This is a genomic window from Longimicrobium sp., from assembly GCF_036399255.1.
GTDB lineage: Bacteria > Gemmatimonadota > Gemmatimonadetes > Longimicrobiales > Longimicrobiaceae > Longimicrobium.
The window spans coordinates 1-26208 of record NZ_DASWNM010000132.1; the positions used below are offsets into that span (position 1 = coordinate 1).

General features: G+C 67.5%; 25 protein-coding genes and 1 pseudogene. 11 read left to right on the forward strand and 15 right to left on the reverse strand.

Going from position 1 to position 26208, the window contains the following annotated elements; translation table 11 throughout:
* Positions 1-100: 100 nt before the first annotated feature.
* From VGC13_RS23585 to VGC13_RS23630, 10 genes and pseudogenes are all read right to left on the reverse strand, one after another.
* A complete protein-coding gene (locus tag VGC13_RS23585; RefSeq protein ID WP_331127759.1) occupies positions 101-2398 on the reverse strand; it encodes a vanadium-dependent haloperoxidase in 2298 nt (765 codons plus the stop codon).
* Between the two features lie 324 nt (positions 2399-2722).
* Positions 2723-2926, reverse strand: coding sequence for a hypothetical protein (locus VGC13_RS23590; protein ID WP_331127760.1), 204 nt, complete (start codon positions 2924-2926; stop codon positions 2723-2725).
* 210 nt (positions 2927-3136) lie between these two features.
* Positions 3137-3342, reverse strand: a pseudogene (locus VGC13_RS33525) (hypothetical protein); the annotation flags it as partial.
* Between the two features lie 4 nt (positions 3343-3346).
* Positions 3347-5953, reverse strand: coding sequence for a vanadium-dependent haloperoxidase (locus VGC13_RS23600; RefSeq protein ID WP_331127762.1), 2607 nt, complete (start codon positions 5951-5953; stop codon positions 3347-3349).
* A 576-nt stretch (positions 5954-6529) separates the two neighbouring features.
* On the reverse strand, positions 6530-8161 hold the full coding sequence (pruA, locus tag VGC13_RS23605; RefSeq protein WP_414683014.1) for an L-glutamate gamma-semialdehyde dehydrogenase: 1632 nt from the start codon (positions 8159-8161) through the stop codon (positions 6530-6532).
* A 253-nt stretch (positions 8162-8414) separates the two neighbouring features.
* Positions 8415-9800, reverse strand: a complete 1386-nt coding sequence (locus tag VGC13_RS23610; protein ID WP_331127764.1) for an HD domain-containing protein — start codon at positions 9798-9800, stop codon at positions 8415-8417.
* Between the two features lie 14 nt (positions 9801-9814).
* Complete coding sequence (locus tag VGC13_RS23615; RefSeq protein WP_331127765.1) at positions 9815-11170, reverse strand: protein kinase domain-containing protein; 1356 nt, start codon at positions 11168-11170, stop codon at positions 9815-9817.
* Positions 11171-11278: 108 nt separating this feature from the next.
* Positions 11279-11569, reverse strand: coding sequence for a hypothetical protein (locus VGC13_RS23620; protein WP_331127766.1), 291 nt, complete (start codon positions 11567-11569; stop codon positions 11279-11281).
* A gap of 551 nt (positions 11570-12120) precedes the next feature.
* The gene (locus tag VGC13_RS23625) at positions 12121-12453 is read right to left on the reverse strand and encodes a hypothetical protein (protein ID WP_331127767.1); all 333 of its coding nucleotides are present in this window, start codon (positions 12451-12453) and stop codon (positions 12121-12123) included.
* Positions 12429-13439 carry a hypothetical protein gene (locus VGC13_RS23630; RefSeq protein WP_331127768.1) on the reverse strand — a complete coding sequence of 337 codons (1011 nt, stop codon included), beginning with the start codon at positions 13437-13439 and terminating at the stop codon, positions 12429-12431. The genes VGC13_RS23625 and VGC13_RS23630 overlap by 25 nt, the downstream gene beginning before the upstream one ends.
* A 463-nt stretch (positions 13440-13902) precedes the next feature.
* On the opposite strand from VGC13_RS23630, the gene VGC13_RS23635 reads away from it, so the two are divergent.
* Positions 13903-15012: an Mrp/NBP35 family ATP-binding protein gene (locus tag VGC13_RS23635; RefSeq protein WP_331127769.1), complete on the forward strand. Its 1110-nt coding sequence runs from the start codon at positions 13903-13905 to the stop codon at positions 15010-15012.
* A 573-nt stretch (positions 15013-15585) separates the two neighbouring features.
* Here VGC13_RS23635 and VGC13_RS23640 read toward each other — a convergent pair.
* The 5 genes from VGC13_RS23640 to VGC13_RS23660 all read right to left on the reverse strand — a co-directional run bounded on the left by VGC13_RS23640 (position 15586) and on the right by VGC13_RS23660 (position 19131).
* Entirely contained in the window at positions 15586-15837 is a 252-nt protein-coding gene (locus VGC13_RS23640; RefSeq protein WP_331127770.1) for a hypothetical protein, read from the reverse strand.
* A gap of 51 nt (positions 15838-15888) precedes the next feature.
* On the reverse strand, positions 15889-16740 hold the full coding sequence (locus VGC13_RS23645; protein ID WP_331127771.1) for a toast rack family protein: 852 nt from the start codon (positions 16738-16740) through the stop codon (positions 15889-15891).
* Positions 16730-17821, reverse strand: a complete 1092-nt coding sequence (locus VGC13_RS23650) for a polymer-forming cytoskeletal protein (RefSeq protein WP_331127772.1) — start codon at positions 17819-17821, stop codon at positions 16730-16732. Before VGC13_RS23650 ends, VGC13_RS23645 begins: the two co-directional genes overlap by 11 nt.
* Positions 17811-18455 carry a hypothetical protein gene (locus tag VGC13_RS23655; protein WP_331127773.1) on the reverse strand — a complete coding sequence of 215 codons (645 nt, stop codon included), beginning with the start codon at positions 18453-18455 and terminating at the stop codon, positions 17811-17813. Before VGC13_RS23655 ends, VGC13_RS23650 begins: the two co-directional genes overlap by 11 nt.
* Before the next feature lie 82 nt (positions 18456-18537).
* Positions 18538-19131 carry a sigma-70 family RNA polymerase sigma factor gene (locus tag VGC13_RS23660; RefSeq protein WP_331127774.1) on the reverse strand — a complete coding sequence of 198 codons (594 nt, stop codon included), beginning with the start codon at positions 19129-19131 and terminating at the stop codon, positions 18538-18540.
* A 153-nt stretch (positions 19132-19284) separates the two neighbouring features.
* Between VGC13_RS23660 and ubiE the strand changes: the two genes are divergently transcribed.
* The 10 genes from ubiE (at position 19285) to VGC13_RS23710 (ending at position 26203) form a co-directional block, all read left to right on the forward strand.
* Positions 19285-20031, forward strand: coding sequence for a bifunctional demethylmenaquinone methyltransferase/2-methoxy-6-polyprenyl-1,4-benzoquinol methylase UbiE (ubiE, locus tag VGC13_RS23665; RefSeq protein ID WP_331127775.1), 747 nt, complete (start codon positions 19285-19287; stop codon positions 20029-20031).
* Positions 20028-20297, forward strand: coding sequence for a hypothetical protein (locus VGC13_RS23670; protein ID WP_331127776.1), 270 nt, complete (start codon positions 20028-20030; stop codon positions 20295-20297). Before ubiE ends, VGC13_RS23670 begins: the two co-directional genes overlap by 4 nt.
* 571 nt (positions 20298-20868) lie before the next feature.
* Positions 20869-22356, forward strand: a complete 1488-nt coding sequence (locus VGC13_RS23675; RefSeq protein WP_331127777.1) for a menaquinone biosynthesis decarboxylase — start codon at positions 20869-20871, stop codon at positions 22354-22356.
* A 137-nt stretch (positions 22357-22493) separates the two neighbouring features.
* Positions 22494-22805, forward strand: a complete 312-nt coding sequence (locus tag VGC13_RS23680; protein WP_331127778.1) for a nucleotidyltransferase family protein — start codon at positions 22494-22496, stop codon at positions 22803-22805.
* Positions 22792-23160, forward strand: a complete 369-nt coding sequence (locus VGC13_RS23685; protein WP_331127779.1) for a DUF86 domain-containing protein — start codon at positions 22792-22794, stop codon at positions 23158-23160. Before VGC13_RS23680 ends, VGC13_RS23685 begins: the two co-directional genes overlap by 14 nt.
* The gene (locus VGC13_RS23690) at positions 23147-24052 is read left to right on the forward strand and encodes a UbiA-like polyprenyltransferase (protein ID WP_331127780.1); all 906 of its coding nucleotides are present in this window, start codon (positions 23147-23149) and stop codon (positions 24050-24052) included. Before VGC13_RS23685 ends, VGC13_RS23690 begins: the two co-directional genes overlap by 14 nt.
* On the forward strand, positions 24049-24657 hold the full coding sequence (locus VGC13_RS23695; protein WP_331127781.1) for a flavin prenyltransferase UbiX: 609 nt from the start codon (positions 24049-24051) through the stop codon (positions 24655-24657). Before VGC13_RS23690 ends, VGC13_RS23695 begins: the two co-directional genes overlap by 4 nt.
* A gap of 189 nt (positions 24658-24846) precedes the next feature.
* Entirely contained in the window at positions 24847-25206 is a 360-nt protein-coding gene (locus VGC13_RS23700) for a hypothetical protein (RefSeq protein ID WP_331127782.1), read from the forward strand.
* A 101-nt stretch (positions 25207-25307) separates the two neighbouring features.
* Positions 25308-25691 carry a hypothetical protein gene (locus VGC13_RS23705; RefSeq protein ID WP_331127783.1) on the forward strand — a complete coding sequence of 128 codons (384 nt, stop codon included), beginning with the start codon at positions 25308-25310 and terminating at the stop codon, positions 25689-25691.
* Positions 25692-25720: 29 nt separating this feature from the next.
* The gene (locus VGC13_RS23710) at positions 25721-26203 is read left to right on the forward strand and encodes a metallophosphoesterase family protein (protein WP_331127784.1); all 483 of its coding nucleotides are present in this window, start codon (positions 25721-25723) and stop codon (positions 26201-26203) included.
* Positions 26204-26208: the final 5 nt, after the last annotated feature.

Here is a 26208-nt window from a genome sequence, read left to right on the forward strand (position 1 = left end):
CGCTGTGCCGGCGGGGGCCTCTCGGGTCCCGGATCAATTCGATTGCGTTCATCCTGCCGTGGCGGCGCAGGGGTGCGCCGCCGCGTCCGTCATCCTCCGATCAGACGATCACCGGCACCACCTTGCCGTCGAAGATGCGGATCTTCTGCCCGTCGAACTTCGTCAGCTGGAAGAACCCGTCGTCCTCGTTGAAGCCCAGCGACATCTCCTGCAGCAGCCCGATGGCGATCGACTCGCCGAAGGGCAGGGACTCTGTGTAGTCCGAGCGCCAGTGCACGCCCGCCGCGTTGCGGAAGAGGGCGATGTTCCCCGCCAGCTTGTTCAGCTCGCCCCCGACCGTCATCTGCGCCGCGTCCGCGCCGGCGTACGCCACCAGCGACAGCCCGTCCGAACTGGCCTGCACCGGGTTCTCGATGGGCGTGTCCTCGTTGAAGAACGCCTTGAGGATGGTGACCAGCGCGCCGGAGCCAGTGGCGTGCCCCGCGCCGTAGGCCGGGTGCGTGGGCGCGCCCTCGGGGTACGCCTGCGGCAGCAGGTACGACGACGGGAACTTCTCGCCCACGCCGCCGAAGTAGGGCGCCAGCCCGCCGCTGGAGAGCGACGTGGTGATGCTGGTGTTCAGCGGGTAGCTGCGCGCGCCGGTGATCTGGTTGTGCACCCGGCCGCCGTATTCCTCGGGCCGCAGGCGGCGGTGCACTCCCCACTTCTGCCACCACACCGCGCGGATGGCCCGCCCCAGCACCTCCACCAGCGCCTGCAGCAGGTGGACGGGGCCAAAGGTGCCAAAGCCCACCTGCGTGCGGCTGTCCATCGCCGTGCCCGGCGGATCGTAGGGGTTCCCGGAGTTCTTGGGGAACTCCAGGTCGATCTGCGGGCGTCCCGTGACCCCGGACTGGAAGGTGAGCTGGTTGCCCGTGGGCTCCGACATCAGGATCCAGGCGGCGTTGTAGTACGCGTCCGCCACCTGGTCGAAGTGCACGTAGGTGGCCCCGTCGCGCAGGTTGCGGATGAAGCGCTTGGCCGTGTCGAAGGTGTCCTGCCCGCGCTTGTCCACCCCGTTCTGCACGTCCAGCCACGGCGTGAAGGTGGTGAGGTAGTCCACGTTGGCCGCCGCGGGAAAGATGCGCTGGTCGATGGTGTGCGCGCCGTACGAGATGAAGCCCTCGTTGGCGTCGCGCCCCATCCCGTCCGGCTTGCGCGGGTCGTTGTTCCCCTTCAGCAGGAACTGGCTGACGTACGGCCCCACCTGCTCGCCCGGGAAGATGCCGCGAAAGAGGTTCTGGGCCGTGACCGTGACGGTGCCGCCAAAGCGCGGGAACTCCGCGTTCAGCGAATCGATGGCGCGCTTGACGATGGTCCCCGCCACCGCCGCGTCCGTCGCGTAGCTGCCGAACCAGACGTCGCGCGCCACCGCCATCCAGTACAGCTCGCCCGCCTCGTGTGCCGTGACGTCGCTGTCGAAGCGGGGCGCGGGCGGGATGGTGCGCTCCTGCGCGTCGGGCCCCTCCAGGTCAAAGGCCAGCCCGCTCTGCGGGTTGGTGAGCTTGATGGGGGTCCCGGCCGCCAGGATGATCTCCTCGAAGTCCCGCGGATCCTCGCTCTGCAGTGCGCGGAGCAGCGAGGCGTACGAGGCGGGGATGGGGTCGCCCAGGGCGTCGTGCCGCAGGCTCTTGGAGTAGTTGCCCACCAGCGGCGTGCCCGGGTAGTTCACCTCGTCATTGTTGTTGACGTGCTCCTCGTGGTGCCGCTCCGCCGCCAGCTGCGCCGCCTCCACGCGGATGTCGCGGGCCGACAGGCGCCGCTCGTCCGTGCGGCGGGCACGGCCCGTTTCCAGCACGTTCAGGTTGTCGAAGACGGCCAGTCCGGGCGACGCGACCGCCTGAAAGCATCCCGCGGCGATCTCCACCCCCACCGCGCCCACGGCGAAGGGGGCGCCGTTGCGGGCCCGCTCGGTCCAGTCCACCCCGTCGGGCGAGGTTTCCCAGTAGAGGGCGCCCTGGCGCTCGCGGATGCGGATCCAGCGGTGCGCCACGCGGTCGTACGGCAGCGAATCCAGGGTCGACGGGGTGCCGGCGATCCGCTGATCGAAGAAGATCGCTTCCTGCGCGATGGTGATGATGAAGCGGTTGTTGGTGTCCGTGCCCACGCTGAGGTAGGTCTCGCACCCCGTCGCGTTGCGGAGCGTGCGGACGACCTCGACGCGGACCTCGGAGCCGGCCAGGTCGTACGTGGTGTTGGCTGCCAGGCCGGAGTATCCGGCCGCTCCGCTGGAGGGGCGGATCTCGATGCGCCCGTTGGCCTCGCGCACCCGGTCGTTGGTGGCGCCGTACGCGGACCACTTTCCGGTGTCGAGGGTGTCGTCGTTGAAGTTGTCGACGAGCGTGTGTGCCTTTGCCATGGTGGTAGGCTCCTGCCAGGGTTTGCGCCGGTCCGCCGCCGATGTGCGGCGGGTTCGCGTCCGGTCGCTCTGCCGGCGGAGGCCTGACATGGCCCTCGTTCTCTCGCGGTCTTCCTGTTCTGACGTTCCTGGGGATGCGGACACAAAAAAGCCCCCGTCCGGCGTTCTGCCGGCGGGGGCCTCTCGGGTCCCGGATCTTTCGGGTGTGGCTGGCGGTGCGATCCTGTTCAGCCAACTTGTTGCTTGACGATAACCGGATGCGCCGCCCGTGTCAATCGCCCAGCATCAAGATACATGGCATCAGGTGCGGACGATCGTCCTGCCTCAGGCGTAGGTGCAGACCGGGTTCACGAAGGTGTCGGGCTGCTGGCACCGGTAGTCGCACGAGGGGACGGTCTCGTCCGTGGGGTAGCAGATCCAGCAGTACGAGTTCGGGCCACCCTGGCCCGTATCCGGCGCGACTTCCTTCATCTCGACGGCGGAGGTGGAAAACGACTGCACTTCGAGGCTGTTGGGGTCCAGGCGCATGGTTCAATCCTTCAAGGGAGGGAACGGGAGCGAAGGGGGACCCACAAGGCTAACAGCATCCCCTGGATCTTACAAGCGTTTATCGGCGCAAAGAGGTGGTTGGGACGCACGAGATGCGGCCCCGTACCGTCTCCAAGGCCGCATCGTGTTCCGCCGCCTGCAACCGCGTGCCGGGTCAGGCGCAGGGGCTTCGCAAAGCGGCCCCGGGCGTCACACCCGGGGCCGCATTTCACCGTCCGGATCCGGCGCCTGCTTCTCCGCCAGGAACGGGTACTCGTAGCCGCGCGCCGGCGCGAAGGTCTCCTTGATGGTGCGCGGGCTGATCCACCGCACCAGGTTCAGGATGCTCCCCGCCTTGTCGTTGGTCCGCTCCCCCGCGCCCCGCCGAACGGCTGCTGGCCCACCACCGCGCCCGTGGCGTCACACGACGCTGACGACGCCGTCGTGGATGCGGATGGTGGTGCCGTTGAACCTGGTGAGCTGGTAGAACTCCGGCTCGTTCAGCAGCAGGCTCTGCTCCTGCAGCAGGCCGATGGCCACCTGCTCGCCCAGCAGCAGAGACTGGTCGTAGTCGCTGCGCCAGTGCACTCCCGCCGCATTGCGGCCGATGGCGACGTTGCCGGCCAGCTTGTTCAACTCGCCGCCCACGGTCATCTGCGACGCGTCCGCGCCGGTGTAGGCCACCAGCGCCGTGCCCGTGGCGTTGACCACCAGCGGGTTCTCGATGGGCGTGCTCTCGTTGAAGAACGCCTTGAGCACCGTGGCGCACGCGCCCGATCCCGTGGCGTGTCCCGCGCCGTACGCCGGATGCGTGGGCGCACCCTCGGGAAACGCCTGCGGCAGCAGGTAGCTGGGGAACGTGTCGCCCGACTGCCCTCCGAAGTAGGGCGCCAGCCCTCCGGACTGCAGCGAGCTCAGGATCTCGCCATGGATCTGCGAATACGTCCGGCGCCCCGTGAGGTGGTTGTCGATGCGCCCGCCGAACTCCTCGGGGCGCAGCCGCCGGTGCACGAACCACTTCTGGAACCACACGGCGCGCAGCGAGCGGATGAGCGCCTCCCACACCAGCGACAGCGCGTGCGGTGCCCCCAGCGTGGCGAACGGCGCCTGCTTCACGTACGCCAGGTACGGGTTTCCCTGGTCCCACGGGAACTCCATGTCGCGGCCAACGACGCCCGAGCCGGTCAGCTGGTCGCCCGGCACCTCGTGCAGCAGGATCAGGCAGGCGTTGAAGAACATGTCGCCCACGTTGTCGATGTGCACCCGCTCGCCCAGGTCACGCAGGTTGCGGATGAAGCGCCGCTGCGACGTGTCGATGGCGTCCTGGCCGCGCCGGTCCCATCCGTTCTGCACGTCCAGCCAGTCGGCGAACGACGTCAGGTAGTCCGTGCCCGGCTGCACGGTCACCTGCCGCTGGTCGATCTTCAGGTCGCCGTACGTGATCAGCCCGTCCGCCGTGCTGCGGCCCTGCCCGGCGGCAAGACGCGGGTCGCTGGTGCCCTTGAGCAGGAACTGCGACAGGTACGGCCCCACCGTCTCGCCCGGAAAAATGCCGCGGAAGACGGTCTGCGTGGTGACGGCTCCGCTCGCCTTGGGACCACGGAAGTCGGTGAACTCGCCGTGCAGCGACGTGATGGCGGCCTGTACGACGGCGTTCGTGCCGTAGTCGTTGAAGTGCACGTCGCGGGAGAGCGCCATCCAGTACAGCTCGCCCATCTCCGCGGAATTCTGCGCCGAGTTGATGCGCGGGGCGGGCGGCTGGGTGACCGCCTGCGGGTCTGGCCCCTCCAGGGTGAACGCGAGCCCGGACTGCGGGTTCGTGAGCTTCTTTCCGCCGGGGCCCAGGACAATGGCCTCGAAGTCGGCCGGGTCGCGTGTGGCCAGCGCGTTCAGCAGCGACTGGTACGAGGCCGGGACCACGTCGCCGTTGGCGTCGTGCTGCAGCCCCTTGGAGAAGTTGGCCACGTACGGGTACGCCTTCTCCTCGCCGTTGGCGCAGTGCAGCGGGTGCGGGCGGTGCCGCGCGATCTCCGCCGCCTTCAGGCGCACCCCGAACGCCGCGTCGCGCCGCGACGGCACGTACTCCAGCGCGCCGACGCTCCATACGTCCGTGCGACGCTCGCCCGCCGCGTCGGTCGAGAACGCCCACGCCGCATCCTGGCGCAGGTCGGCGCCCGCGTGCTGCGCCGCCGTATCGTCGCGGTCCAGGCGAAAGTCGCCCGCCTGTACGTCACGGAAGCGCACCTGCGCATCGTGGATCGCGTCCGCGCCCGGCGCGGAGCCGTCGGACGAGAGGTTGCGGGCGTGGTGGGCGATTGGCGCGGGTGAGTTGTCGATCTCGTAGTCGGGGCCGGTCCCCGCGTCCACGCACAGGTTGTTCTTGAGCCGGAGCGTGCCGGCGGTGCTGCTGGCGACCGTCCGAACGTTGCTCTGGCGTGCGCCGTAGAAGGTGTTGTTGTAGAGATCCAGTTCCGATCCGGCCTGCATTCCGACCCACACGATGCCGTTTTCGAAGCCGTACACCACCGAGTTGCGCATCCGGATCGTCCCGCCGATATAGTAGGCGTGGATGGCCGCGCCCAGCCCGGCGGCTCCGGTGCCATGGCAACCCCGGATAATGCAGTTCTCCACCCATAGTTGCGGCTTCGTGGGGCCGGGCGGGTAGATCGCGGTGCCGCCGGGATGGCGGCTCTCGATCTGCAGCCCCTCCAGCCGCACGCCGGGGGTGCGGATCAGCATCGTTCCATACGGGAAGTCGGAGGTCAGCCGGTACGCCTGCGTGCTCCACGTGCCACGGTGCCGCGCGGTGGGCGGCGCCACCACGTGGATGTAGCGGGTGGCGTCGGTGATCCAGCTGGTGTCGATGTGCACCCAGGTGGTGTCCTCCATGGGGTAGCACTCGATCCGCAGGATGGTGTCGAGCGCCACCAGGTTGGCGTACGTCGCCTTGAGGCCCTGGATGGCTGCGTTGAGCGAGGTGTAGTCCCCGCCCGAAGGCTTGACGGTCTTCGTTACGATCGTGGGCATTGGAAGCTCCTCTTCCGTTGGGCTGGATGATCGGACCTTCCCGCGCCACGAACGCAGAAAGGCCCCGCTCCCAGGCGCTGTGCCGGGCGGGGCCTGCAATCGGCCTGTTCTCGTGTTTTGTCCGTTGCGCTCTGTCAGGCGGCGTCGTGTGGATGTCGCCGCTCCTGCGCGCATTCCGCAGGGCCGGTCCCGCCGCGAACGGACGGAGGCCCCGCCCGGCGCTGTGCCGGAAGGGGCCTCCTGGACCCATGTCTCTGAATTGTAGCGACGAAAAAAGGCTCCCGCGCCGGCGATTGTGCCGGTCAGGAGCCTGGGTTCAGCCCGTGTGTTCAATCCGTCGTTCCGCCGCTGGTAACGGCGGCTTGTGATCGGAGGATAACCCCGCTTGTGCGTTCCTGTCAACCCGGCGGAGCGGATGCGTATTGCCACTCCCAGCAAAAGATTGGATTCACGCAGAGGAAGCGGAGAAGACCACTCCGCTTCCTCTGTGACTCCCATTCTTTTGAGGATGAGGGGATACGCAAAGCGGCCCCGGACATCACACCCGGGGCCGCCTTTCACCGTCCGATCCGGAGCCTATTTCTCCGCCAGGAACGGGTACTCGTAGCTGCGTGCCGGGGCAAAGGTCTCCTTGATGGTGCGCGGGCTGATCCACCGCACCAGGTTCAGGATGCTGCCCGCCTTGTCGTTGGTCCCGCTGCCCCGCGCCCCGCCGAACGGCTGCTGGCCCACCACCGCGCCCGTGGGCTTGTCGTTGACGTAGAAGTTGCCGGCCGCGTTGCGCAGCGCCCGGTCCGCCTGCAGCAGCGCCGCGCGGTCGTTGGAGAACACCGCGCCCGTCAGCGCGTACGGGCTGGTCTGGTCGACGATCTGCAGCGTCTGCTCCCACTCCGCGTCGGGGTAGGGGTACAGCGACACCACGGGGCCGAACACCTCCTCGCACATCAGCTGGTACGCCGAGTCCTGCACCTGCACCAGCGTGGGCTGGATGAAGTAGCCCACCGAGTCGTCGTACGTGCCGCCGGCGATCACCTCCACGTCGTCGGCCGCGTGCGCGTGCTTGATGTAGCCGGTGATCTTGTCGTACGCCTTCCGGTCGATCACCGCGCCCATGAAGTTGCGGTAGTCGCTCACGTCGCCCACGCGGATGGTTTCCATCATCCCCAGCGTAAGCTCGCGCACCTGCGGCCACAGCGACTGGGGGACGTAGACGCGCGACGCCGCGCTGCACTTCTGCCCCTGGTACTCGTAGCCGCCGCGCACGATCGCCGTCGCCAGCGCCGCCGGATCGGCCGACGCGTGGGCCACGATGAAGTCCTTGCCGCCCGTCTCGCCCACCAGCCGCGGATAGGTGCGGTACTGGTCGATGCGCTCGCCCACCTGCCGCCAGATCATCTGGAACACGGAGGTGCTGCCCGTAAAGTGGATCCCCGCCAGGCTGCGGTCGCCCAGGATGGTCTCCGTCATGGGCCCGGGGTCGCCCGGAAGGAAGTTGATGACGCCCGGCGGCAGCCCGGCCTCCATCAGAATCTGCATGATGTACCAGCCGCTGTAGACGGCCGTGGCCGCCGGCTTCCACAGCGCCACGTTGCCCAGCATGGCCGGCGCGGTGGGCAGGTTGCCCGCGATGGCGGTGAAGTTGAACGGCGTCACCGCGTAGACGAAGCCCTCCAGCGGGCGGTGGTCCAGCCGGTTCCACATTCCCGGGCCGCTGAACGGCTGCTCGCTGTACAGCTTCTGGGCGAAGTGCGTGTTGAAGCGCAGAAAGTCGATCAGCTCGCAGGCGCTGTCGATCTCCGCCTGGTGGGCCGTCTTGCTCTGGCCCAGCATGGTGGCGGCGTTCAGGACGGGGCGGTAGCGCGTGGCCAGCAGGTCCGCGGCGCGCTGGAACACGGCCAGGCGGTCTTCCCACGGCCAGTTGCTCCAGTCCTTCCACGCCTTGTTGGCGGCGTCGATGGCCTGCCGCACCTCGGCCGCGCCGGCCTTGTGGTAGCGCGCCAGCACGTGCCCGTGCTCGTGCGGCGACACCTGCACCTCGGTGTTGCCCGTGCGCACCTCGCGCCCGCCGATGATCAGCGGAATCTCGATCTCTTCGCCGTGCATGCGCGCGTACGTCTCCTTGAGCAGCGCGCGCTCCGGCGTCCCCGGCGCGTACGACAGCACCGGCTCGTTGATCGGCGGGGGAACGTTGGGAATGCTATTCATCACCCTCTCCTCGTCGGCTCATGGTTGCAGGGCCGGGAAGTTAGGGGGTGGGGGGCGGGGGCGCCACCCGCGCATAAATCGAGTCACAGAGCAGCTTGGCTTAGTACTACAGTTGGGCTACATGCGTTTACGCTCCGCTCGCGACGTTTTGGCGAACAAGGCTGACCCAACCACACGGTCCGGAGCTTCCGCAGCGGGTCAGACGAGCCGTTTCGGAGTCGCGCAAGGCGTAAACATGCGAAGTGCGACTGTAGTATTAGGCTCCCTGGATCAGCTTGGTGACCGCTCCCACAGCTTCTCGAACCGTGTAGATACGCACCGTCTCCGTTGTGGCATCCGCATGCGCGCGGAGAATGGGATGATCGTGAGCCGCAGTTGCCTTTCCGTCCTCGATCAAGTAAACGGCCTGCTTACGATCAGGTGAAAGCAGCGTGAACCTTGCCGTGTCCACGATCAGATACGATTGCGGATCGCCTGATACGTAGGGCTTGATCTTCTGATGCAGTTCGCTATAAGCGTCCGCCCTCCTTAAGAAAGTATTCAGTTTGGCTGTTGGAACCGGAACCATCTTGAACAGGTCGCGCGAAACGATTCGTCGCGCGAGATCTCGCGCAGTCTGATCCATTTTGTCATCATTCGCGACGGCATCGATCAGAACGCTCAAAGAAAAGTCGTCCAGACTAAGAAGGTCTTGGGGCGGAACTGCATCTCCTCGAATCATGCGCACGATAGGATCAACAAAGCTAGCGACTTGCAGCACCGCGCCAGCTTGTACGATGGTCTTCAAACGCCCCAGTAGTAAGGCTACCATTCCTTCAGCACAACGAACCGTTTTGTGCTGATAGACGGTCTCGTACAGGGCGCGCCGAGCCATGAGGAATTGTTCAACAACTCGGATCGCCTTTCGACCATCAAACCCAAAAACGAGGTCCGAACCGCTGGGGTACTGGAGTTCACCGATGGTCGCAGTCGAGACGAGCCAATTCAAGTCGTAGCGGCCATACGCTACTCCCGTGAGACGCGTATCTCGGCGGATAAAATCCGCCCGATCCACATCGATGTCGCTCGAGAGCAGCCGAGGAAGGTAGGGTAAGAAGTATTTTCCCCCGAGCATATGGCGGATGCGAGTACTCGAGCCCTTCTCCTGTTGCTCAAGCAATCGATGCAACTGGCCCTCCTCCCATGCGAGAAGTGCATGTCCGACCATCTCGTGCCACTTGGCGTCTTGTGCTAGTGCCCCGTCGTTGGGAACGCCCAGAGTACTTTGCCAGAGTTCCCGATCAAAGTTTTCGCCGACGATCTGCTGTTCCCACGCATGAGAAAGCGGTCCATGGCCCAGATCATGGCACAGTGCAGCCACCGCTAAATCTCTGATGCTTTCTTCCCCTGGGGATAGCCCGGGCACGAGTGTCTGTCCAGCAACTTCCTCAATTCTCCGTCCAAAACGAATAGCCAGGTACGCTGCCCCCAAGGAGTGAACCAAGCGGGAATGCTCTGCTCCTGGAAAAACCAGGTGCACCAGCCCAAGTTGCCGAATTTTTCTAAGCCGCTGAAGCTCTGCCGTACGCAACAGATCGATAACGGTGGCCTCCATACCGCGGAACTCCATGAGTCCGTGGACGGGGTCCTGTATGCGTTGCACGCGTCGATATCCCATTATTCGAATCGCGAAGCGAGGTGATCCAACTGCGTTCTTTCCTGCGGTGAGAAACCCGGGATTGCCTTCAACTCGCGAATCCGCGATTCGAGCGCTTGGCGTCGCGCCGCAGGCATAAGGTTTACGAGATCCCTTTGTGGCAGATGGCGACTGAGTTGGGCCAGTTCCTCTGCTGGAGAGAAATAGCCTGCACTATAGCTTGACGAGCGGAGCAAAGCAGACAGGTCACGCTGTACCCGTTCGATAAGCTCGCTGGAGGATAGCCTGTTGCGAGGATCAGGGTCCAATGCTGCGGCAAGTACGTCACGCATTGGTGCTGCGATCGATCCAAGAGTGACCCAGCGATCCCAATGGTTCGCTCGATTTCGCAACTCTGCTTCGAACTTGGTGCGATCTGCGGGAGAAGAAACGCGTGGAGTTTTCTCCCCGGCTTTGATAAGCGGAAACCGACCCATCATGGTATTGAATATCGTTGCTCCGAGCGCCCACACGTCCACTTTTTCCGCTTCGATGTACCCTTGCTGCTCAAGGAGTTCCGGTGCTCGCGTTCGGATGCTCCCGGTCGGGGTGGACTCACGACTAAATTGTTCCTTTGGCCGACAGATCCCGAAATCAAGAAGGACGTACCGTTCTCCTTTTTTGCCGATATTGTCGGGTTTTATGTCCCCATGCACCAGGCCATTGTCATGCAGGAATTTTACCGCGTGCCCAATATCAGCTAGCAGATTAGCGGCTTCGTGCATCCCCGCCGACTGCCAATCATCATTGAGCACAAGTGGCAGGCGTTGCTCGACCAGAAATGCTTCCCCCTCAGAGTTTCTAAGGAAATGCGTCTCAATGATGTTCGGGTGAACCATACTCAACGGATGGGGCTGCAACTCACGAAGCAAAATCCGCTGAGCGTCCTCAGGCTCAGCAACCAACTGCTTCAGAACAACCTCTTGTTGCGTGAGCCTCCAAGTCGCCAAGAAGACCAGCTTTTGACTTCCTGCTCTGGAGAGAACCCGGATTATATCGATCTCGGGGGGAGGATTTACTCTCATGCAATCAGCAACCGCAGCCGCGTTGTTCGGATGAGCCATCGCCCAACGACTGACTTTAGCCACGTCAAACGGAATCCGATGAGTAACTCGATGTGTGATGTCGCTGACCAAGGTGGCCGCTTCCTCGTCTGTCCATTCACTCCGGAGTGCTTCGGACAGCTCTTTGAGATCAGGAATATCACGGGGAATAAGCGTTTGCTGCCCTCCATGGAAAAGCCGGTCGACTGCTTTGGTAGTTTTATCTCCCAAAGCGGTGAGTGCTCGGGCACTGGGCGGGATGTCTCCAATACTGATCGTGAAATCGTCGGTCATGAGTGTCTCTGTTCGGGTGAGCATAGCTCAAAACGGCGAGAAACCAGACGATGAACCGATGACCGGTTCTCTGTACAATATGACTTACACTCCTCATATGTCAATTTTTCAGAGATGCTGGCGAGTACCAGGAGATCTGGTGCCCGCGGCTGACTTTTCCACCAGCGTATCCGCCATAGCGATCAGGTCCCGCGCATACTCTACCAGCGCGTCCGCCTGCTCGCGCGCCAGCTGTGCCACGACCGGTTGCCAATCGCGCGGCGGGGTTCGTGCGTTCGGGCCCTCCATCCGGGCGCGCATGATCGTGTGCGTGTCCTTGCCGAACGCTTCGGCGACCTTCGCGAGCGTCATCGTGGGCGCGAAGGTCAGCACGTCGGTGGCTTCCTTGAAATTTATCATCCACTTTCGTTTGGTATGATTCACCTTGACAAATGGGCGGCATGGTACTAATTTGCATACCAGCAGGGACAAAGAACAAGGCTGGCCGTCCTCCCGCGAAGAAGTGTCGACCTGCCTCGACGCGAACCGACCTGAAGGCCGCCCGCTCCACCAACGATAGCCCTGCTGCGCGCCAAGGGTCAACAGACACGGAGACGCACCATGCCGCGCATGAAGCCATCTGCCCAGCAGCCCGCCCTGCCTCATTCCGGCGGGTGGATCATCAAGGAGCGGAACCGCAACTGGATGGTGCTCGATCCATAGGGCGCACTGGTGTGCATCACGCTCTACAAGCGCGGCGCGGAAGAGGTGGTGCGCAGGCTGAGTGAATAGCAGGAGGAGGCGGGGTTGACCCGGCGCTGGTTGGATATGAGATTTGTTGCGTGAGCCTTCGGATTCGCGCCCGCTCGCGGGTTCCCCGGAGGACAATGGTGTGAGCAGCGGGCTGGGTGAGTCATTCGCCCAGCCCGTATCTTTTTGCCCAATCGTTCCCCCCTCAGCCCCGCCCCGCCTTACTCCACGGGCTGCACGGCGAGTTCGTAGAAGCTGCGGCAGTAGGCCTGGAAACGCGCCACGGTCGCGGCATCCACCCCGGCGGGTCCCCGGTAGTTCTTGAAGCACAGCCCGGCGGCACGGGCAGAGCAGAGCCTCTGCAGCAGGTCGCCATGCAGCTCGAATCCAAAGTCCTCCACGTACGAAACCTGCTTTCCTTCGTGGGACCGCCCGCGCTTGCGGTCGGGGAGCGCTCTCAGGACGTTGGTCTGCCCGTCGGTCTGAACGGTGAGCGTCCCGGTGGTGAGCATGGGGTACGCCTCGTAGCTCAAGGCCGCGACGCGGAGCACCACCGCCCGGTTCTCCCCGTGCGCACCTGGGACAGGCGGAGAGAGAAGAGGATTTCGATGGGAAGGCGTCCCGTAAAGACGACCGCCTCCTCCGCCTCGATGATGGTCTGGCCCTCGGTCCGGCCCGTGCGCGTGACCAGGTGCAGGGCCGGCGCGCTCGCCGCGGCGGGGTGGCCTGCCGCTGCCGGCGGCGCGGTCGCCGGTGCCAGCCGGCCGCGCGCCTTCTCGCGCTGCGCCGCTGTCCCGCGTTCCGGTTCTCTCGCCAGCTCCGGGTCCGAGGCCAGCTGCCCCAGCAGGTACAGCTGCGCGATGGCGGCCCGCGCGTGCTCGCCGGCGCGCTCGCGCACCTCCGGCACCGGGTCGGCGCCGCACAGGTCCTCCGCGTAGCGCGCGCGGGCCTGCGCCGACGCGTAGAGCTGGCGGATGCGGTTGAGCTGCACCTGCTTCTTCCGCTCCTTGGGCGGCGTGGCGGGAAGGAACTCCAGCGCGGCGCCGGCATGGTCGCGCACGGAGCGCATGGCGTGCAGCAGGGCGTCCAGGTGCGCGGGCGGAAGCGGCTCCACCTGCAGCACCGGCAGCGCGGCGGGAACGCCGACGTCGAGCTGGTACTCGGGGTTCGCCTGCGCCTGCAGGGCGCGGTTTACCCAGGCTTCCACCGGCTCGTAGAAGCGCAGCACCTGCTCCGCCGTCACGGGCGGGACGAAGTGCGGCGTGCGCGGCTCGGCGCGGTAGTCCGCGTCCAGGTACTCGTTGCGCAGCGTCTGCAGCACGAAGGCGTTCCAGGCGCACAGGAACACGGCGCGGGTGGCGGGCGGGACCGTCCATGGGTCCAGGCCGTCGATTCTGCACTCCAGCCGCCGCCGCTCCACCTGCTCCAGCAGTTCCAGCACGGGGCCGCTGGCGCGGCGGAACGCCTCCAGCTCCGCCGCCGGCACCTCGCCCTGCAGCTTTGCGACGAATCGGTTCCAGCCGGTGGGCTTGCCTGCCATCGCAGCAGTGTGGATTCGGATGAAGGACGGGACGCGGGCGGACTCCAGGCAGCAAACCTGCCGGAATCCGCCCGCCGCTGCAACCTGTATCATGCAATTCAGGCGATCAAATCACCACCCGCTCCGGACTCATCCCGAATCGGGAAAACAACACCTTCATGGGTACAGAGGAACAGAGTCAGACAGAGGAATCAAGATGATATTTCAGCTCGCTTTCTCTGTCTGACTCTGTTCCTCTGTACGATTATTCTTTTTCAGGATCTGGCCGCACGTCGGCGGACCGTCGTGTTCGCTGGGGTGCGCGCCGGGGGATGGAGTCGCAGCCGCATAGCGGCCACCGGCTCGCCGCTGCGCCCCGATCCTTGTATTCTTCAGCCGTCCCGGTGGCGCGCGCGGGCAGAACACCCGCACCCGCACCCCGCAAACGTACTCCGTACCGCGTATTTCGCACTTTATGGATAACATGCAGCGCGACGCCGTGCTTCGCCGCGTCGCCGCCGCCCTGACCACCATCCTGCACCCCGTCACCGGCGACGACATCGTCTCGTCGGGGCGCGTGCGGGAGATGGAGGTGCTGGAAGACGGCACCGTCCGCTTCAAGTTCGCCCTGCAGGCCGACGACCCCGGCACCCTGGTGCGCCACGCCCGCGCCGCCGCCGAAACGGTGGAGGGGGTGCAGAAGGTAAAGATCGACATCTCCCTTCCCGCCGCCGGCGCGCCGCAGCCCAAGAGCAAGTCGCCGTTGCGGGCGGGCAACGTTCCCGCGCCCACGCCCAACGCCAACATGGTGCCGGGCGCCCGGCACATCATCGCCGTCAGCTCCGGCAAGGGCGGCGTGGGCAAGAGCACCGTGGCCGTCAACGTGGCCACCGCGCTGGCGCAGGCGGGCCGCCGCGTGGGGCTGCTGGACGCCGACATCTACGGGCCCAACGTGCCCACCATGTTCGGCGAGCACCGCAAGCCGCGGGTGATCGGCGAAAAGGGCAAGGAAAAGATGGAGCCGCTGGAGGCCCACGGCGTTCAGCTGATGAGCCTGGGATTCCTGCTGGAAGAAGGGCAGGCCGCCATCATGCGCGGCCCCATGATCGCCGGCATCCTGAAGCAGTTCCTGAGCGAGGTGGAGTGGGGCGAGCTTGACGTGCTGATCGTCGACATGCCGCCGGGCACGGGCGACGCGCAGCTCTCGCTGGTGCAGACCATCCGCCTGGACGGGGTGGTGATGGTCACCACCCCGCAGGACGTCTCCACCGGCGACGTGCTGCGCGGCATCAGGATGTTCGAGCGCACCAACACCCGCGTGCTGGGCGTGGTCGAGAACATGAGCGGCTTCATCTGCCCCTGCTGCGGCCAGCGCTACGAGATCTTTGGCCGGGCGGGCGGCCGGCGCCTGGCCGAGCAGACCGGCGTGGAGTTCCTGGGCGAGGTCCCCCTGGAGATCCCCGTGCGCGAGGGCGGCGACGCCGGCGTCCCCATCGTCGTCAGCCAGCCCGAGTCCCCCGCCGCCCTCGCCCTGCGCGAAGTCGCCGACGCCGTCGCCTCCCGCGTCGGCATGGCGGCAGTGGCCGCGGCGTGAAGCACATCGCCCGTGGCGGCGCGTGAGCAGGCATCGGCGGCCCCGCACGCGTGAGCGGCTAAAGCCGCCGCTGGAACTGCGGTAAGCCCTGCAAACTGCGCAGGGCTTCAACTGCAAGAACCGCAAGGATCTCGCTTCGGTGACGGCGGCGCTGGTCGCGGCGCGCCGCACCCGCGGCCACGGAGCCCCGCGCAGTTTGCGGGGCTTCCCGCATTTCCAGCCGCGGGTTCACCCGCCCGGGAATGAAGCCCGGCGGCGACACCCCTTGTTCCGCCCGCCGCCCAGGCGAATGAATTCGCGGCTGGGACTACGTGATGTCGGCCTTCGCCGACGGGTGTGTGCCGTGCCGCATGCAGCAGTGTGCAGTTGAAGCCCCGCGCAGTTTGCGGGGCTTCCCGCTGTTTCCAGCCGCGGGTTCACCCGCCCGAGTGGAATCCCGGCCAAAGCGCATCCACCCCCAAACGAATGGGCCGGCGATCCCGATGATCGCCGGCCCCTGTCGTCCCATCCACCAACCGATTGCCGTCCAGGAACGCCCCCGCAGGCTGTCCCCTGTAACCTGTCCCCTGTCCCCTAGCTGTCCAGCCAGCGCTGGTCCGACGACGGAATCCTCGCCGCCGCCGATCCGCGCTCGCCGCGCTGCACCAGCTTCACCACCAGCCAGCCCACCAGCACCAGCGGCAGGATCTTCACGGCCAGTGCGATCGCCATCCCCAGCAGCCCAAAGGCCAGCCCGAACACCATTCCAAAGATGGCGAGCAGCACCGTCAGCACCACGAAGCCGACCACCGCGATCACCACCAGACCCACCAGCGCGCTGAGCATCGTTTCTCTCTCCTTCTATCTGCGTACGTCGCGTCAGGTTGCGAAAACCCGTCAGTCCATCCACTGGACGTCGATGCTGCCCAGGGCCGCGTCGATCTTCACCGTCAGCCGGTGCCGCGCCTGGTCCCAGTTGCGCGAGTACCAGGCGCCGTCCCGCCGCACCATCCCCGCGGGGGAGAACCGCGTAAGGAACGAGTCCTTTTCGATCCGCACCCCCAGCGACCGCGGAAACCGCAGCGTGAGCGCCCCCAGCCCCATGTCCACGTTCAAGGTGGCGCTGCGGTCCCACGCCCCGTCGAACTCCAGCGTGGCCCCTCCTACACCGCCGTCCAGCACGATGTGCTCGGCCCGCGCGTTTCCCAGCCCCCGCATGTGCAGCCGCGAGGCGCCGGCGGCCACCCGCACCGTCCCCGCGCGCACCCGGTTGGGCGTCCCGAAGCGCACGTCCGTCTCGCTGGCCCCGGTCGACAGGTCCACACTACGGAGGGAGAGCCCGCCGAGTTCCAGGTTCGCCTCGCCCGCGCCAAACTCCAGCTTCAGGTCCATGGGCACCGCGGGCGCCAGCTGCACCGCGGCGGTGCCGCCGCGCTGCGTCCGCTGGTTGCGGCGCACGCTCTCCACCCCCAGCGTCAGCCGGCCGGCCGCGCGGTCGTACGCCGTTACCGGGCGCATCTGCCGCTCGTCGTAGCGCATCTGCAGCTGGTACAGCAGGCCGTCGTCCGCGGGGCGCACCGTCAGGTCGCCGCCGCCGTACTGCAGCTGCACGTCCAGCCCGCGCTCGCCCTGCGCCTGCCGGGCCGAGGTCACGCTGCGCCACTGCTGCGCCTGCGCGGGCGCCGCCGCGCTCAGCAGCGCGGCGGCGACGGCCAGCGGGGCCAGGGCGCGGCGGCGGTCAGGCCGCATTCGCGCCCCCGGCGTCCGCCGCGTCCAGGCCGCCCAGCCCCATCATCCGGCGGTAGCGCCGCTCGCGCCACGCCCTCGACCCGCCGATGAGCACCGCGCCGATTCCCACGCTGGTGGCCGCCCACAGCAGCACCCCCGCGAACACCCCCACCAAGTCGCCCACGAAGCCCAGGAAGCCGGTCATCCCCAGCAGGTTGGCCACCACCAGCGGCGCCAGCAGCAGCGCCAGCCCGGTGAACACGTAGCTGTAGGCGTTGCGGTGCCGCGTGTCGTAGCCGCCGCGCTGCTCCACCGTGCGCTCGCCCAGCGCGTGCGCCACCGTCACCACCCCCACGGCCGCCGCGGCCAGCACCGCCACCGCGAACAGCGGCACGTACACCAGCAGCAGCGGAATGCCGATGATGGTGACGAACAGCGCCACGCCGCCCAGCAAAAAGGCCGGGAGCACCAGGAAGTGCGCCGCCAGCCCCACCGCCGCCGCGCGCCCCGTGCTGCCGCGCACCGTGTCGCTCAGCCGGCTCAGCTGCGGCATGCCGTAGAAGATCAGGCCCACGCCCACGCCGGCCAGCACCAGCCCCAGCGCCAGCGTCTCCATCAGCCCCACCAGCCCGCGCCCGATCGGCGCGAACCACGAGCGGCCCAGCCGCACCCGGCCGGCCACCGGCACGCCGTTCTGCACCTCCATGGCGCGCCCCTCGTCCACCACCCGCATCTCGCCCTGGACGCGGGCGCCGCGGTTCACCAGGCGGCCGGCGGTGACCACCGCGTCGCCGGTGACCACGGCGCCGTTCTCCAGGCGCAGGTCGCCGCGGGCCACGGTCACGTCGCCGCGCACCTCGCCGGCCACGGTCAGGTCGCCGTTGAGGACGACCACGTCGCCCTCGACCAGCTCGCCGGGGCCGATGGTGCGGTCGCCGTTGATGTTGAGCACGTCGCCGCTGCGGTGCGCCGGGGCGGCCGCCGTGGGGGCCGCCGGCGCAGCGGGCTGCGTGCCCAGCACCAGCGAGTCCTGCGCGTGCGCCGGCGCTCCGGCCAGGAGCGCCATCACCAGGGCGCCCCGCTTGATCAGGTCAGTACGCATGGGTCATCCCCGTGGCAGGGGTCCTCAAAAGGCGGATCATCACGAAGGCCGAAACCGGGATCGCGGCCAGGACCAGGAGCATCGCCAGCGGAACGCCCGCGGTGTCGGGGCCGGGCATGCGGGCCAGCAGGTCCACCGCCCATCCCAGGGCGCCGCTGCGGCCCACCGCCTCGGCACCCTGCACCACCGCGTTCCACACCACCTCGCGGCCCCATCCACGGGCCACGCCCCACAGGGCGCTCACGCTTACCAGCGGGTGGGCGCTCAGCCATACGCCCAGCGCGGCCAGCGGCGCCATCACCACCGTCAGCAGGGCGGTCAGCCACACCCAGCCCCTCGCCGAGGCGGGGAGCCAGCCGCGCCTGGGGCTGCTCCGTGCCGGCTCGGCGGCGGGGGCCGCCTGCGGCATCATCACGACCCGCGCCATCACCGCGTCGGCAAAGCCGGGCGAGGGCGACAGGGAGGGAAGCGACTGCAGGGCCGCGATCACCGCACGCGCCGAGCCCAGCTCGGCCGTACAGTGGGCGCAGGCCCGCAGGTGCTGCTCCGCCAGGGCGCGCTCGGCCTGGCCAAGGTCATCCTCGGCCAGCGCCTCGAGCGTCCAGAACGGAAGGTGTCCGGTTGCGTCCGTCACGGGTGCCTCACGGGGCTCGGTTCGGTTCCATTGGGTGCCCTACGAGAGCAGGAGCTCCCGGGTTTCACGTCACGAAAAGACTTCATGCGGCGCGCAGGTGCTCCAGCTGCTCGCGCAGCTCGTTGCGGCCGCGGTGGATGTACGTCTTCACCGTTCCCAGCGGCAGGGAAAGGATCTCGGCGATCTCCTGGTACTCGCGCCCGTCCACGTGGCGCAGCAGGATGGCCGCGCGGTATTCCGGCCGCAGCTTGCTGATCGCGGCCTCGATCTCCTCGCCCAGCTCCTTGGCCTCCAGCAGCTCTTCCGGGTTCTCGTCCGGCGAGGCGATGGTGATGCTGGTGGCTTCGATCTGCTCGGCCGTGGTGGCGTTGCGCGAGCCGTCGATGGAGACGGTGTTCAGCTCCTTACGCCGGATGTGGTCGATCGTCAGGTTGGTGGCGATCTTGAAGATCCAGCTGCTGAACTTGTAGCGCGGATCGTACCGGTCGATGTGGTTGAACACACGCACGAACGTCTCCTGCGCAAGGTCCTCCGCCTGCTCCCGGTCCCGGATCATCCGATAGATGATGGAGAACACGGGCCGCTGAAAACGGCCGAGAAGCTCGTGGTACGCCTTCTCGCTGCCCTGCTGGGCGCGAGTGACGAGCTCATGGTCCGAGACCGGGGTTTCTTTCACCGCTTATGTTGGGGTCTGTTGATTCAGACTCGCCCGGTGCCCTACGCGGCGAAGGCGCGGCGGGTTTCAGGCGGGGCGACGAGGCTTGCTCCGGCCGGGGCGGGCAGGCTACCTTGGCGCCCGTTATTCTAAGCGGAGAAACGGTTTTACGCGATGCCAGAAACCCACGCGCCGCCCTCGGCGCTTCCCGCGCCCGCCGAAAAGGCGGCGCACGTACGGCGGATGTTCAGCTCCATCGCGCCGCGCTACGACCTGCTGAACCACGTGCTGTCGCTGAACATCGACAAGCTGTGGCGCAAGCGGGCCGTCAACCGCCTGGGCTGGGAGCGCGCCCCCGCGGGCACCTACCTGGACAACTGCGCCGGCACGCTGGACCTCGCGGTGGAGCTGGCGAAGCGCAAGGCGTTCCGCGGCCGGGTGGTGGGCAGCGACTTCACCTACGAGATGCTGCAGAACGGCGTGGGCGGCGGCAAGACCCGCGGCGTGCCCATCGGCCCCGCCTGCGCCGACGCGCTGGCGCTGCCGTTTCCCGACCAGTCGTTCGACGGGGCCACGGTGGGCTTCGGCGTGCGCAACCTGGCCGACCTGGACGCGGGGCTGCGCGAGATGGCGCGCGTGCTGAAGCCGGGCGCGCGGCTGGTGATCCTGGAGTTCACCACGCCGGGGTGGCAGCCGTTCCGCGGGCTGTACTTCTTCTACTTTCTCAAGGTGCTGCCGCTGGTGGGGCGGATGGTGTCGAAGCACTCGTCCGCCTACACCTACCTCCCCGAGTCGGTGATGAACTTTCCCGAGCCGCCGGAGCTGGCGCGGCGGATGGAGGCGGCGGGGTTCAGCGGGGTACAGTGGGAAACCCTGTCCGGCGGCATCTCGGCCCTGCACCATGGGACGAAGACGGGATGAGCACGGTGATGAAGGTGGTGGCGGCGTCGCTGCTGCTGGGTTTCTTTGCCTGCTGCGTGGCCTCGGCGCTGCTGCAGCTGCTGGCCTGGCGCCACGTGCGGCCGGGCGAGGGCCCCACGGTGGTGGGCGTGTGGAAGCCCGAGAACTACTTCGATCCCGTCGGCCTGCGGCAGATGAAGCTGGCGCGCTGGCTGCTGATCACCGGCGGGGTGATGTTCGTGTCGTACGTGATCCTGGGCCGCGTGGTGGGGTCGGTCGCGAACTAAGGCCGCTCGACGGCGCCTGGGTTTCGCTTCGGGGGATGTGGCGCGAGGGGCGGGCGCCCCCTCCGGGCTCGCATTACTCGCCCACCTCCCCCAAAACTGCTGGGGGAGGTTGGTGTGGGGCAGGGGGCGGAGGTTTGGCGAACGGGATCGGACTGCGTCCGCCGGGGCGCGCCCTCCCCGGCCCTCCCCCGCAAACTGCGCGGGGGAGGGTGACGCGGCCGAACTGTCCGGAGCGCGATCGAATTCTCCCCTCTCCGTGAGGAACGAACGGGGAGGGGCCGGGGGAGGGGCACCCCGGCCGGCGCAGTTCCGAGCCGGCCGAAGCGGCGCCGGGTTCCGCGTGAGGGATGCGCGCCCGCAGGGCCGAGAACACGGCGCGCCGTGCACGAGGGTGAAGGAAACGCGACGATCCCGGGCGCGCCGGGGGCTCGGCGCACTTGGGCACAGTTGTATCGTGCCCTAGTGCGCGCGCAGCCCGGCCCGGAGCGCAGCGGAGGGACACGCCCAAACAAGCAGTTCCAATCAGCCTGGACGTATCAACAGGCTGACGGAGAAAGATAGAGCGAGACGAATGGCCTTTCAGAACCTGCGCGAGTTTTTGCGGTACCTGGACCGCTCCGGCCAGCTGGTGCGCGTGCGCGAGCCGGTTGCGGTGGACCTGGAGATGGCCGAGATCGCCGACCGCACCATGAAGCTGCCGGGCGGCGGGCCCGCGCTCTTCTTCGAGCGGCCGGTGCTGATGGACGGCTCCGAGAGCGACATCCCCGTCGCCATCAACGTGTTCGGCAGCTGGCGGCGCATGGCGGCGGCGCTGGGCGTGGACGACGTGCAGGAGCACGCGGACCGCATCGCGGAGCTCATCAAGCCCGAGATCCCCAAGGGGCTCAAGGGCAAGCTGGCCATGCTCCCCAAGCTGTACGAGCTCACCAAGGTGCCGCCGCGGCCGTTCAAGGGTCCGCCGCCCTGCCAGCAGGTGGTGCTGCGCGAGGGCGAGTTCGACCTGACCAAGCTGCCGGTGCTCAAGACGTGGCCGGACGACGGCGGGCCCTTCATCACCCTGCCCATGGTGGTGACCTCGGACCCGGAGACGGGGGGGCAGAACATCGGCATGTACCGCATGCAGGTGTTCGGGCCCACGACGACGGGAATGCACTGGCAGCAGCACAAGGGCGGCGCGGGGCACTACCGGGCGTGGAAGCGCGGGCCGGGCGGGCGGATGCCCGTGGTGGTGGCCATCGGCGGGGACCCGGCGACCATGTACACGCCCAGCGCGCCGCTGCCCCCGGGGATCGACGAGTTCCTGTTCGGCGGCTTTCTGCGCCGCGAGCCGGTGTACACCTGCCAGGCGCTCACCTGCGACCTGACCATCCCGGCCGAGGCGGAGATCGTCCTCGAGGGGTACGTGGACACGGACGAGGAGCTGGCCATCGAGGGCCCGTTTGGCGACCACACGGGGTTCTACACGCTGGAGGACCCGTATCCCGTCTTTCACGTGACGACGGTGACCATGCGCGCGGACCCGGTGTATCCCGCGACGCTGGTGGGCCGGCCGCCGGTGGAGGACGTGTACCTGGGCGGCGCCACGGAGCGGATCTTTCTTCCGCTCGCCCGCCTGACGATGCCGGAGATCCACGACTACCACATGCCCCCCGAGGGCGTGTTCCACAACCTGGTGTTCGTCAGCATCAGGAAGGAGTACCCGGGCCACGCCTACAAGGTGATGCACGGCCTGTGGGGGATGGGGCTGATGTCGCTGGCCAAGGTGATCGTGGTGGTGGACGAGTGGATCGACGTGCGCAACACGCGGGAGGCGTGGTGGTACGCGCTGGGCAACATCGATCCCCAGCGCGACGTGGAGTTCACCCGCGGCCCGGTGGACGACCTGGACCACGCGTCGCAGATCCCCTCGTTCGGCAGCAAGATGGGGATCGACGGGACGAAGAAGTGGGCGGCCGAGGGCTTCGTGCGCCGCTGGCCCGACATGATCGAGATGGCGCCCGACGTCAAGGCGACGATCGACAAGCTGTGGCCGCGCCTGGGCATCAAGCCCATCGACTGAGGCTGCTGCGCGCGGCTGAAGAGGTTCGATCAGCCACGAGCCGAGTTTCCCGGGATCGATCCCGACGATCCGCCGCCGTTGCGGAGGGACATCATCCGGATCGTTCGTCGTCCGGACCGCTGAATCTGGAGGTTGCCGTGAAGCTGAGCCTGCCGCACGAACAGATCGCGGAGTTCTGCCGCAAGTGGCACGTGAGCGAGTTCGCGCTCTTCGGCTCCGTGCTGCGCGACGACTTTCGCCCGGACAGCGACGTGGACGTGCTGGTGAGCTTTCCTTCGTACGAGGCGACCCCGTCCCTGTTCGAACACGTGGAGATGCAGGACGAGCTCGTGGAGATCTTTGGCCGTCCCGTCGATCTGCTGACGCGAGGCGGTGTTGAAGATAGCACGAATCCAATCCGCAAACGGGCCATTCTGGAAACGGCGCGCGTCGTCTATGCAGCATCCTGACGAAAGCTATCTGCGCGATGTTCTGAATGCGGCACGGCTGATCCGGCAGTTCATCGAAGGGATCGATCTCGAGAGCTTCCGAGCGGATCAGATGAGGAGCTCAGCCGTGATCCGCCAGCTCGAGATCATGGGTGAGGCTACGAAGCAGCTCTCGCTGGCTCTCCGGCAGGCGAATCCGGATGTTCGCTGGCGAACGATCGCCGGCATGCGGGATGTGTTGATCCACGGATATCGCGGCGTGGACCTGGTGGAGGTGTACAAGGCCGCGACGATGTCCATCCCGGACCTGATCCCGCGGTTTGAGCGCACCTGGCAGAAATCGAAAACGAAGCAGGGACGCAGTGACGACGCATAGACTGGAAGGGCAGCACGTCGGGGGGCGGGGCAGGCTGGCGGACTATGCCAACCTGGTAAAGCTGCCGCACACGGTGTTCGCCATGCCGTTCGCGCTGGTGGGCGCCACGCTGGCCTCGTACCGCTACCCGGTGCAGGCGCTGGACATCCTGCTGATCCTGCTGGCGTTCACGGCGGCGCGGTTCGCGGCCATGGGCTTCAACCGCATCGTGGACCGCCGCATCGACGCGCAAAACCCGCGGACGCAGATGCGCGAGATTCCCGCGGGGAAGCTGTCCGTGGGCGAGGCGACGGTGTCCGTCGTCATCGCGGCAGTCGTCTTCTTTACCTGCGCGGCGCTGCTGAACCGGCTGTGCCTGTACCTGGCGCCGTTCGCGCTGGGGTGGATTCTGTTCTACTCGTACACCAAGCGATTCACCCGCTACGCGCACCTGGTGCTGGGGTTCGCGCTGGCCATCGCCCCGGTGGGCGCGTACCTGGCCATCGCGGGGGAGTGGAGCCGGCCCGTGGGGGCGCTGCTGGTGCTGGCGGGCGGGGTGCTGTGCTGGGTGGCGGGGTTCGACATCCTGTACTCGCTGCAGGACATCGACTTCGACCGCAGCCAGGGGCTGCACTCCATTCCCGCGGCGCTGGGGGCGCGGGGCGCGCTGGCGTTCTCGCGGGTGCTGCACGGTCTTTCCGCCGCGCAGTTCATCGCGCTGGGGGCGCTGCTGCCGGAGCTGGGGATCGGCTACTTCATCGGCGCGGCGGTGATCGCGCTGATGCTGGTGTACGAGCAGAGCCTGGTAAAGGCGGACGACCTGTCGAAGATCGACGCGGCGTTCTTTACGCTGAACGGCATCATCTCCGTGCTCTTTTTTCTGATCGTGCTGGGTGAAAGGCTGTTCGCGTGAGGGTATCGCCCGGCGCGCCGGTCACCTTTGGCATCACGGGGGCGTCGGGGGCGCCGTACGCGGTGCGGCTGCTGCGCGCGCTGAACGAAAGCGGCACGCCGGTGCGGCTGATCGTAAGCGGCTACGGCCTGCGGTTGCTGGCGGAAGAGTCGGGGATCGACGGGGTGGACGCCCTGCGCGCCGCCACGGGCGACTGGAGCCGCGTGGAGTTCTACGACGCGCTGGACCGCGGCGCCACGCCCGCCTCCGGCTCCGCGCCCTCGGCGGGGATGGTGGTGTGCCCGTGCTCCATGGGGACGCTGGCTTCCATCGCGGCGGGAACGTCGCGCAACCTGGTGGAGCGCTCGGCGGACGTGGCGCTCAAGGAGCGGCGTCCGCTCATCCTGGTTCCCCGCGAGACGCCGCTGTCGCTGATCCACCTGGAGAACATGACGCGGCTGACGCGCGCGGGGGCCACCATCATGCCCGCCGCGCCGGGCTTCTACCATCGTCCGAAGTCGATCGACGACATGGTGGACTTCGTCGCGGCGCGCATCCTGGACCACCTGGGCGTGGAGCACACGATCGGCAAGCGGTGGAAGAGCGGGGAAGCCGAGGCGGAGTAGGGAATCCACCGCTCAACAGGGGCTGATTCCGGCTGAACATCCTCGTCCGGCGGGGCAGAGATGGCGCCGATGGGCGGTGGTGGGATGAACGGTGGAATCATGGGACGAAAGGCGTCCTATCCGCGGCCCTTCAGGCGTCCTTTGAGCAGACCTGCACGGATGTCTTCCCTGGACCCACGGAGCCCCATCATGCTCACACGCCTTGTTGCCGCCGCCGCGCTGGGCCTTGCCTTTGCCGGCTGCTCCGATCCCACCCTGCCCACCGACGAGTGGGTGCGCGCCCGCGCCGCGGGCCAGGCCACGCTCTCCGTTACCAACCGCGGCGACGAGCCGGTCCACGTGCTCATCTCCGACCCCACCGTCCTGGCGCTGATGATGGGCTGCACGCCGACGATGTGCACGCGCATCGGGGCGGGGCAGACGGTGCGGGTGCCGTACGCCCAGATCGAGAACTACACGCCGGGCGACGCGCAGGCCGCGGTGAGCTGGTGGGTGTTCGACGACGGCGGCACGACCGCGGCCCAGGGCACCGTCGTGGTCCAGCTGTGAGCCGGGAACGGGATGAAGACGGTACCCACCCGTCATCGATCTCATCCCACCGGGCGGGATTCCAATCAGCTTCTGCTCATCCTGATGCCCCGAGGCCCCGAATGCTCACGCGCCTGATGGCCGCCGCCGCGCTGGTGATCCTCGCCGCCTGCGACGAGCCCTCCGCGATCGACAACTACGGCCCCGTCGTCCGGGCGGACGCGGACGCCCCGACGCTGGCCATCCGCAACCTGGGCGGGCGGCCCGTCCACTACGCGGTGTTCGAGCGGGTGGACGAGGGCACCATCTTCTGGGGAAAGTGCACGCCCCAGAACGCCGGCTGCCCCACGCTCGCGCCCGGGGAGACGGTGCGCATTCCGTACGCGGAGATCGCGCGGTACGAGCCGGGCGACAGGGAGGCCATCGTGTTCTGGTGGATGTCGGAGCCCGACGCAGGGGGCAGCTACCGCATCCTGCGCGAAGGCGACCTGGTGGTGCGGCTGTGATGGTTCCCTTTCTGCGGTAGCGCGCCCGGATGAAGATCGGCATCATCTCAGACACGCACGGGCTGCTGCGCGCCCAGGTGTTCGACGTGTTCCAGGGTGTGGAGCACATCCTTCACGCCGGCGACGTGGGCGATCCCGACATCCTGACCGAGCTGGAGGCCCTTGCCCCGGTGACGGCGGTGTGGGGGAACGTGGACGGGATGGCGATCCGCGCCCGCGTGCCCGAGGTGGCGCGGCTGGAGCTGGGCGGGGTGCAGATCGTCATCCTGCACGGCATGCAGTTGGGCTCGCCCACGCCGCAGAAGGCCGCGGCGGCGCACCCGGACGCGGGGCTCGTGGTCTTTGGCCACTCGCACCGGCCGCTCATTCAGCAGGTAGGCCCCACGCTCGCGGTGAACCCGGGGAGCGCGGGGCCGCGCCGCTTCAAGGACCCGGTGACCGTCGCCCTGGCGGAGATCGCGGACGGCGCGGTGCAGGCGCGGCTGGTGGACCTCATCCCCCGGAATTCCTGATTCAC

Coding starts and splice junctions, on each gene's coding strand:
- VGC13_RS23585 (WP_331127759.1), bottom strand. CDS start 2,398: ATGGCAAAGGCACACACGCTCGTCGACAACTTCAACGACGACACCCTC.
- VGC13_RS23590 (WP_331127760.1), bottom strand. CDS start 2,926: ATGCGCCTGGACCCCAACAGCCTCGAAGTGCAGTCGTTTTCCACCTCC.
- VGC13_RS23600 (WP_331127762.1), bottom strand. CDS start 5,953: ATGCCCACGATCGTAACGAAGACCGTCAAGCCTTCGGGCGGGGACTAC.
- VGC13_RS23615 (WP_331127765.1), bottom strand. CDS start 11,170: ATGACCGACGATTTCACGATCAGTATTGGAGACATCCCGCCCAGTGCC.
- VGC13_RS23620 (WP_331127766.1), bottom strand. CDS start 11,569: ATGATAAATTTCAAGGAAGCCACCGACGTGCTGACCTTCGCGCCCACG.
- VGC13_RS23630 (WP_331127768.1), bottom strand. CDS start 13,439: ATGGCAGGCAAGCCCACCGGCTGGAACCGATTCGTCGCAAAGCTGCAG.
- VGC13_RS23635 (WP_331127769.1), top strand. CDS start 13,903: ATGCAGCGCGACGCCGTGCTTCGCCGCGTCGCCGCCGCCCTGACCACC.
- VGC13_RS23640 (WP_331127770.1), bottom strand. CDS start 15,837: ATGCTCAGCGCGCTGGTGGGTCTGGTGGTGATCGCGGTGGTCGGCTTC.
- VGC13_RS23645 (WP_331127771.1), bottom strand. CDS start 16,740: ATGCGGCCTGACCGCCGCCGCGCCCTGGCCCCGCTGGCCGTCGCCGCC.
- VGC13_RS23650 (WP_331127772.1), bottom strand. CDS start 17,821: ATGCGTACTGACCTGATCAAGCGGGGCGCCCTGGTGATGGCGCTCCTG.
- ubiE (WP_331127775.1), top strand. CDS start 19,285: ATGCCAGAAACCCACGCGCCGCCCTCGGCGCTTCCCGCGCCCGCCGAA.
- VGC13_RS23670 (WP_331127776.1), top strand. CDS start 20,028: ATGAGCACGGTGATGAAGGTGGTGGCGGCGTCGCTGCTGCTGGGTTTC.
- VGC13_RS23675 (WP_331127777.1), top strand. CDS start 20,869: ATGGCCTTTCAGAACCTGCGCGAGTTTTTGCGGTACCTGGACCGCTCC.
- VGC13_RS23685 (WP_331127779.1), top strand. CDS start 22,792: ATGCAGCATCCTGACGAAAGCTATCTGCGCGATGTTCTGAATGCGGCA.
- VGC13_RS23700 (WP_331127782.1), top strand. CDS start 24,847: ATGCTCACACGCCTTGTTGCCGCCGCCGCGCTGGGCCTTGCCTTTGCC.
- VGC13_RS23705 (WP_331127783.1), top strand. CDS start 25,308: ATGCTCACGCGCCTGATGGCCGCCGCCGCGCTGGTGATCCTCGCCGCC.
- VGC13_RS23710 (WP_331127784.1), top strand. CDS start 25,721: ATGAAGATCGGCATCATCTCAGACACGCACGGGCTGCTGCGCGCCCAG.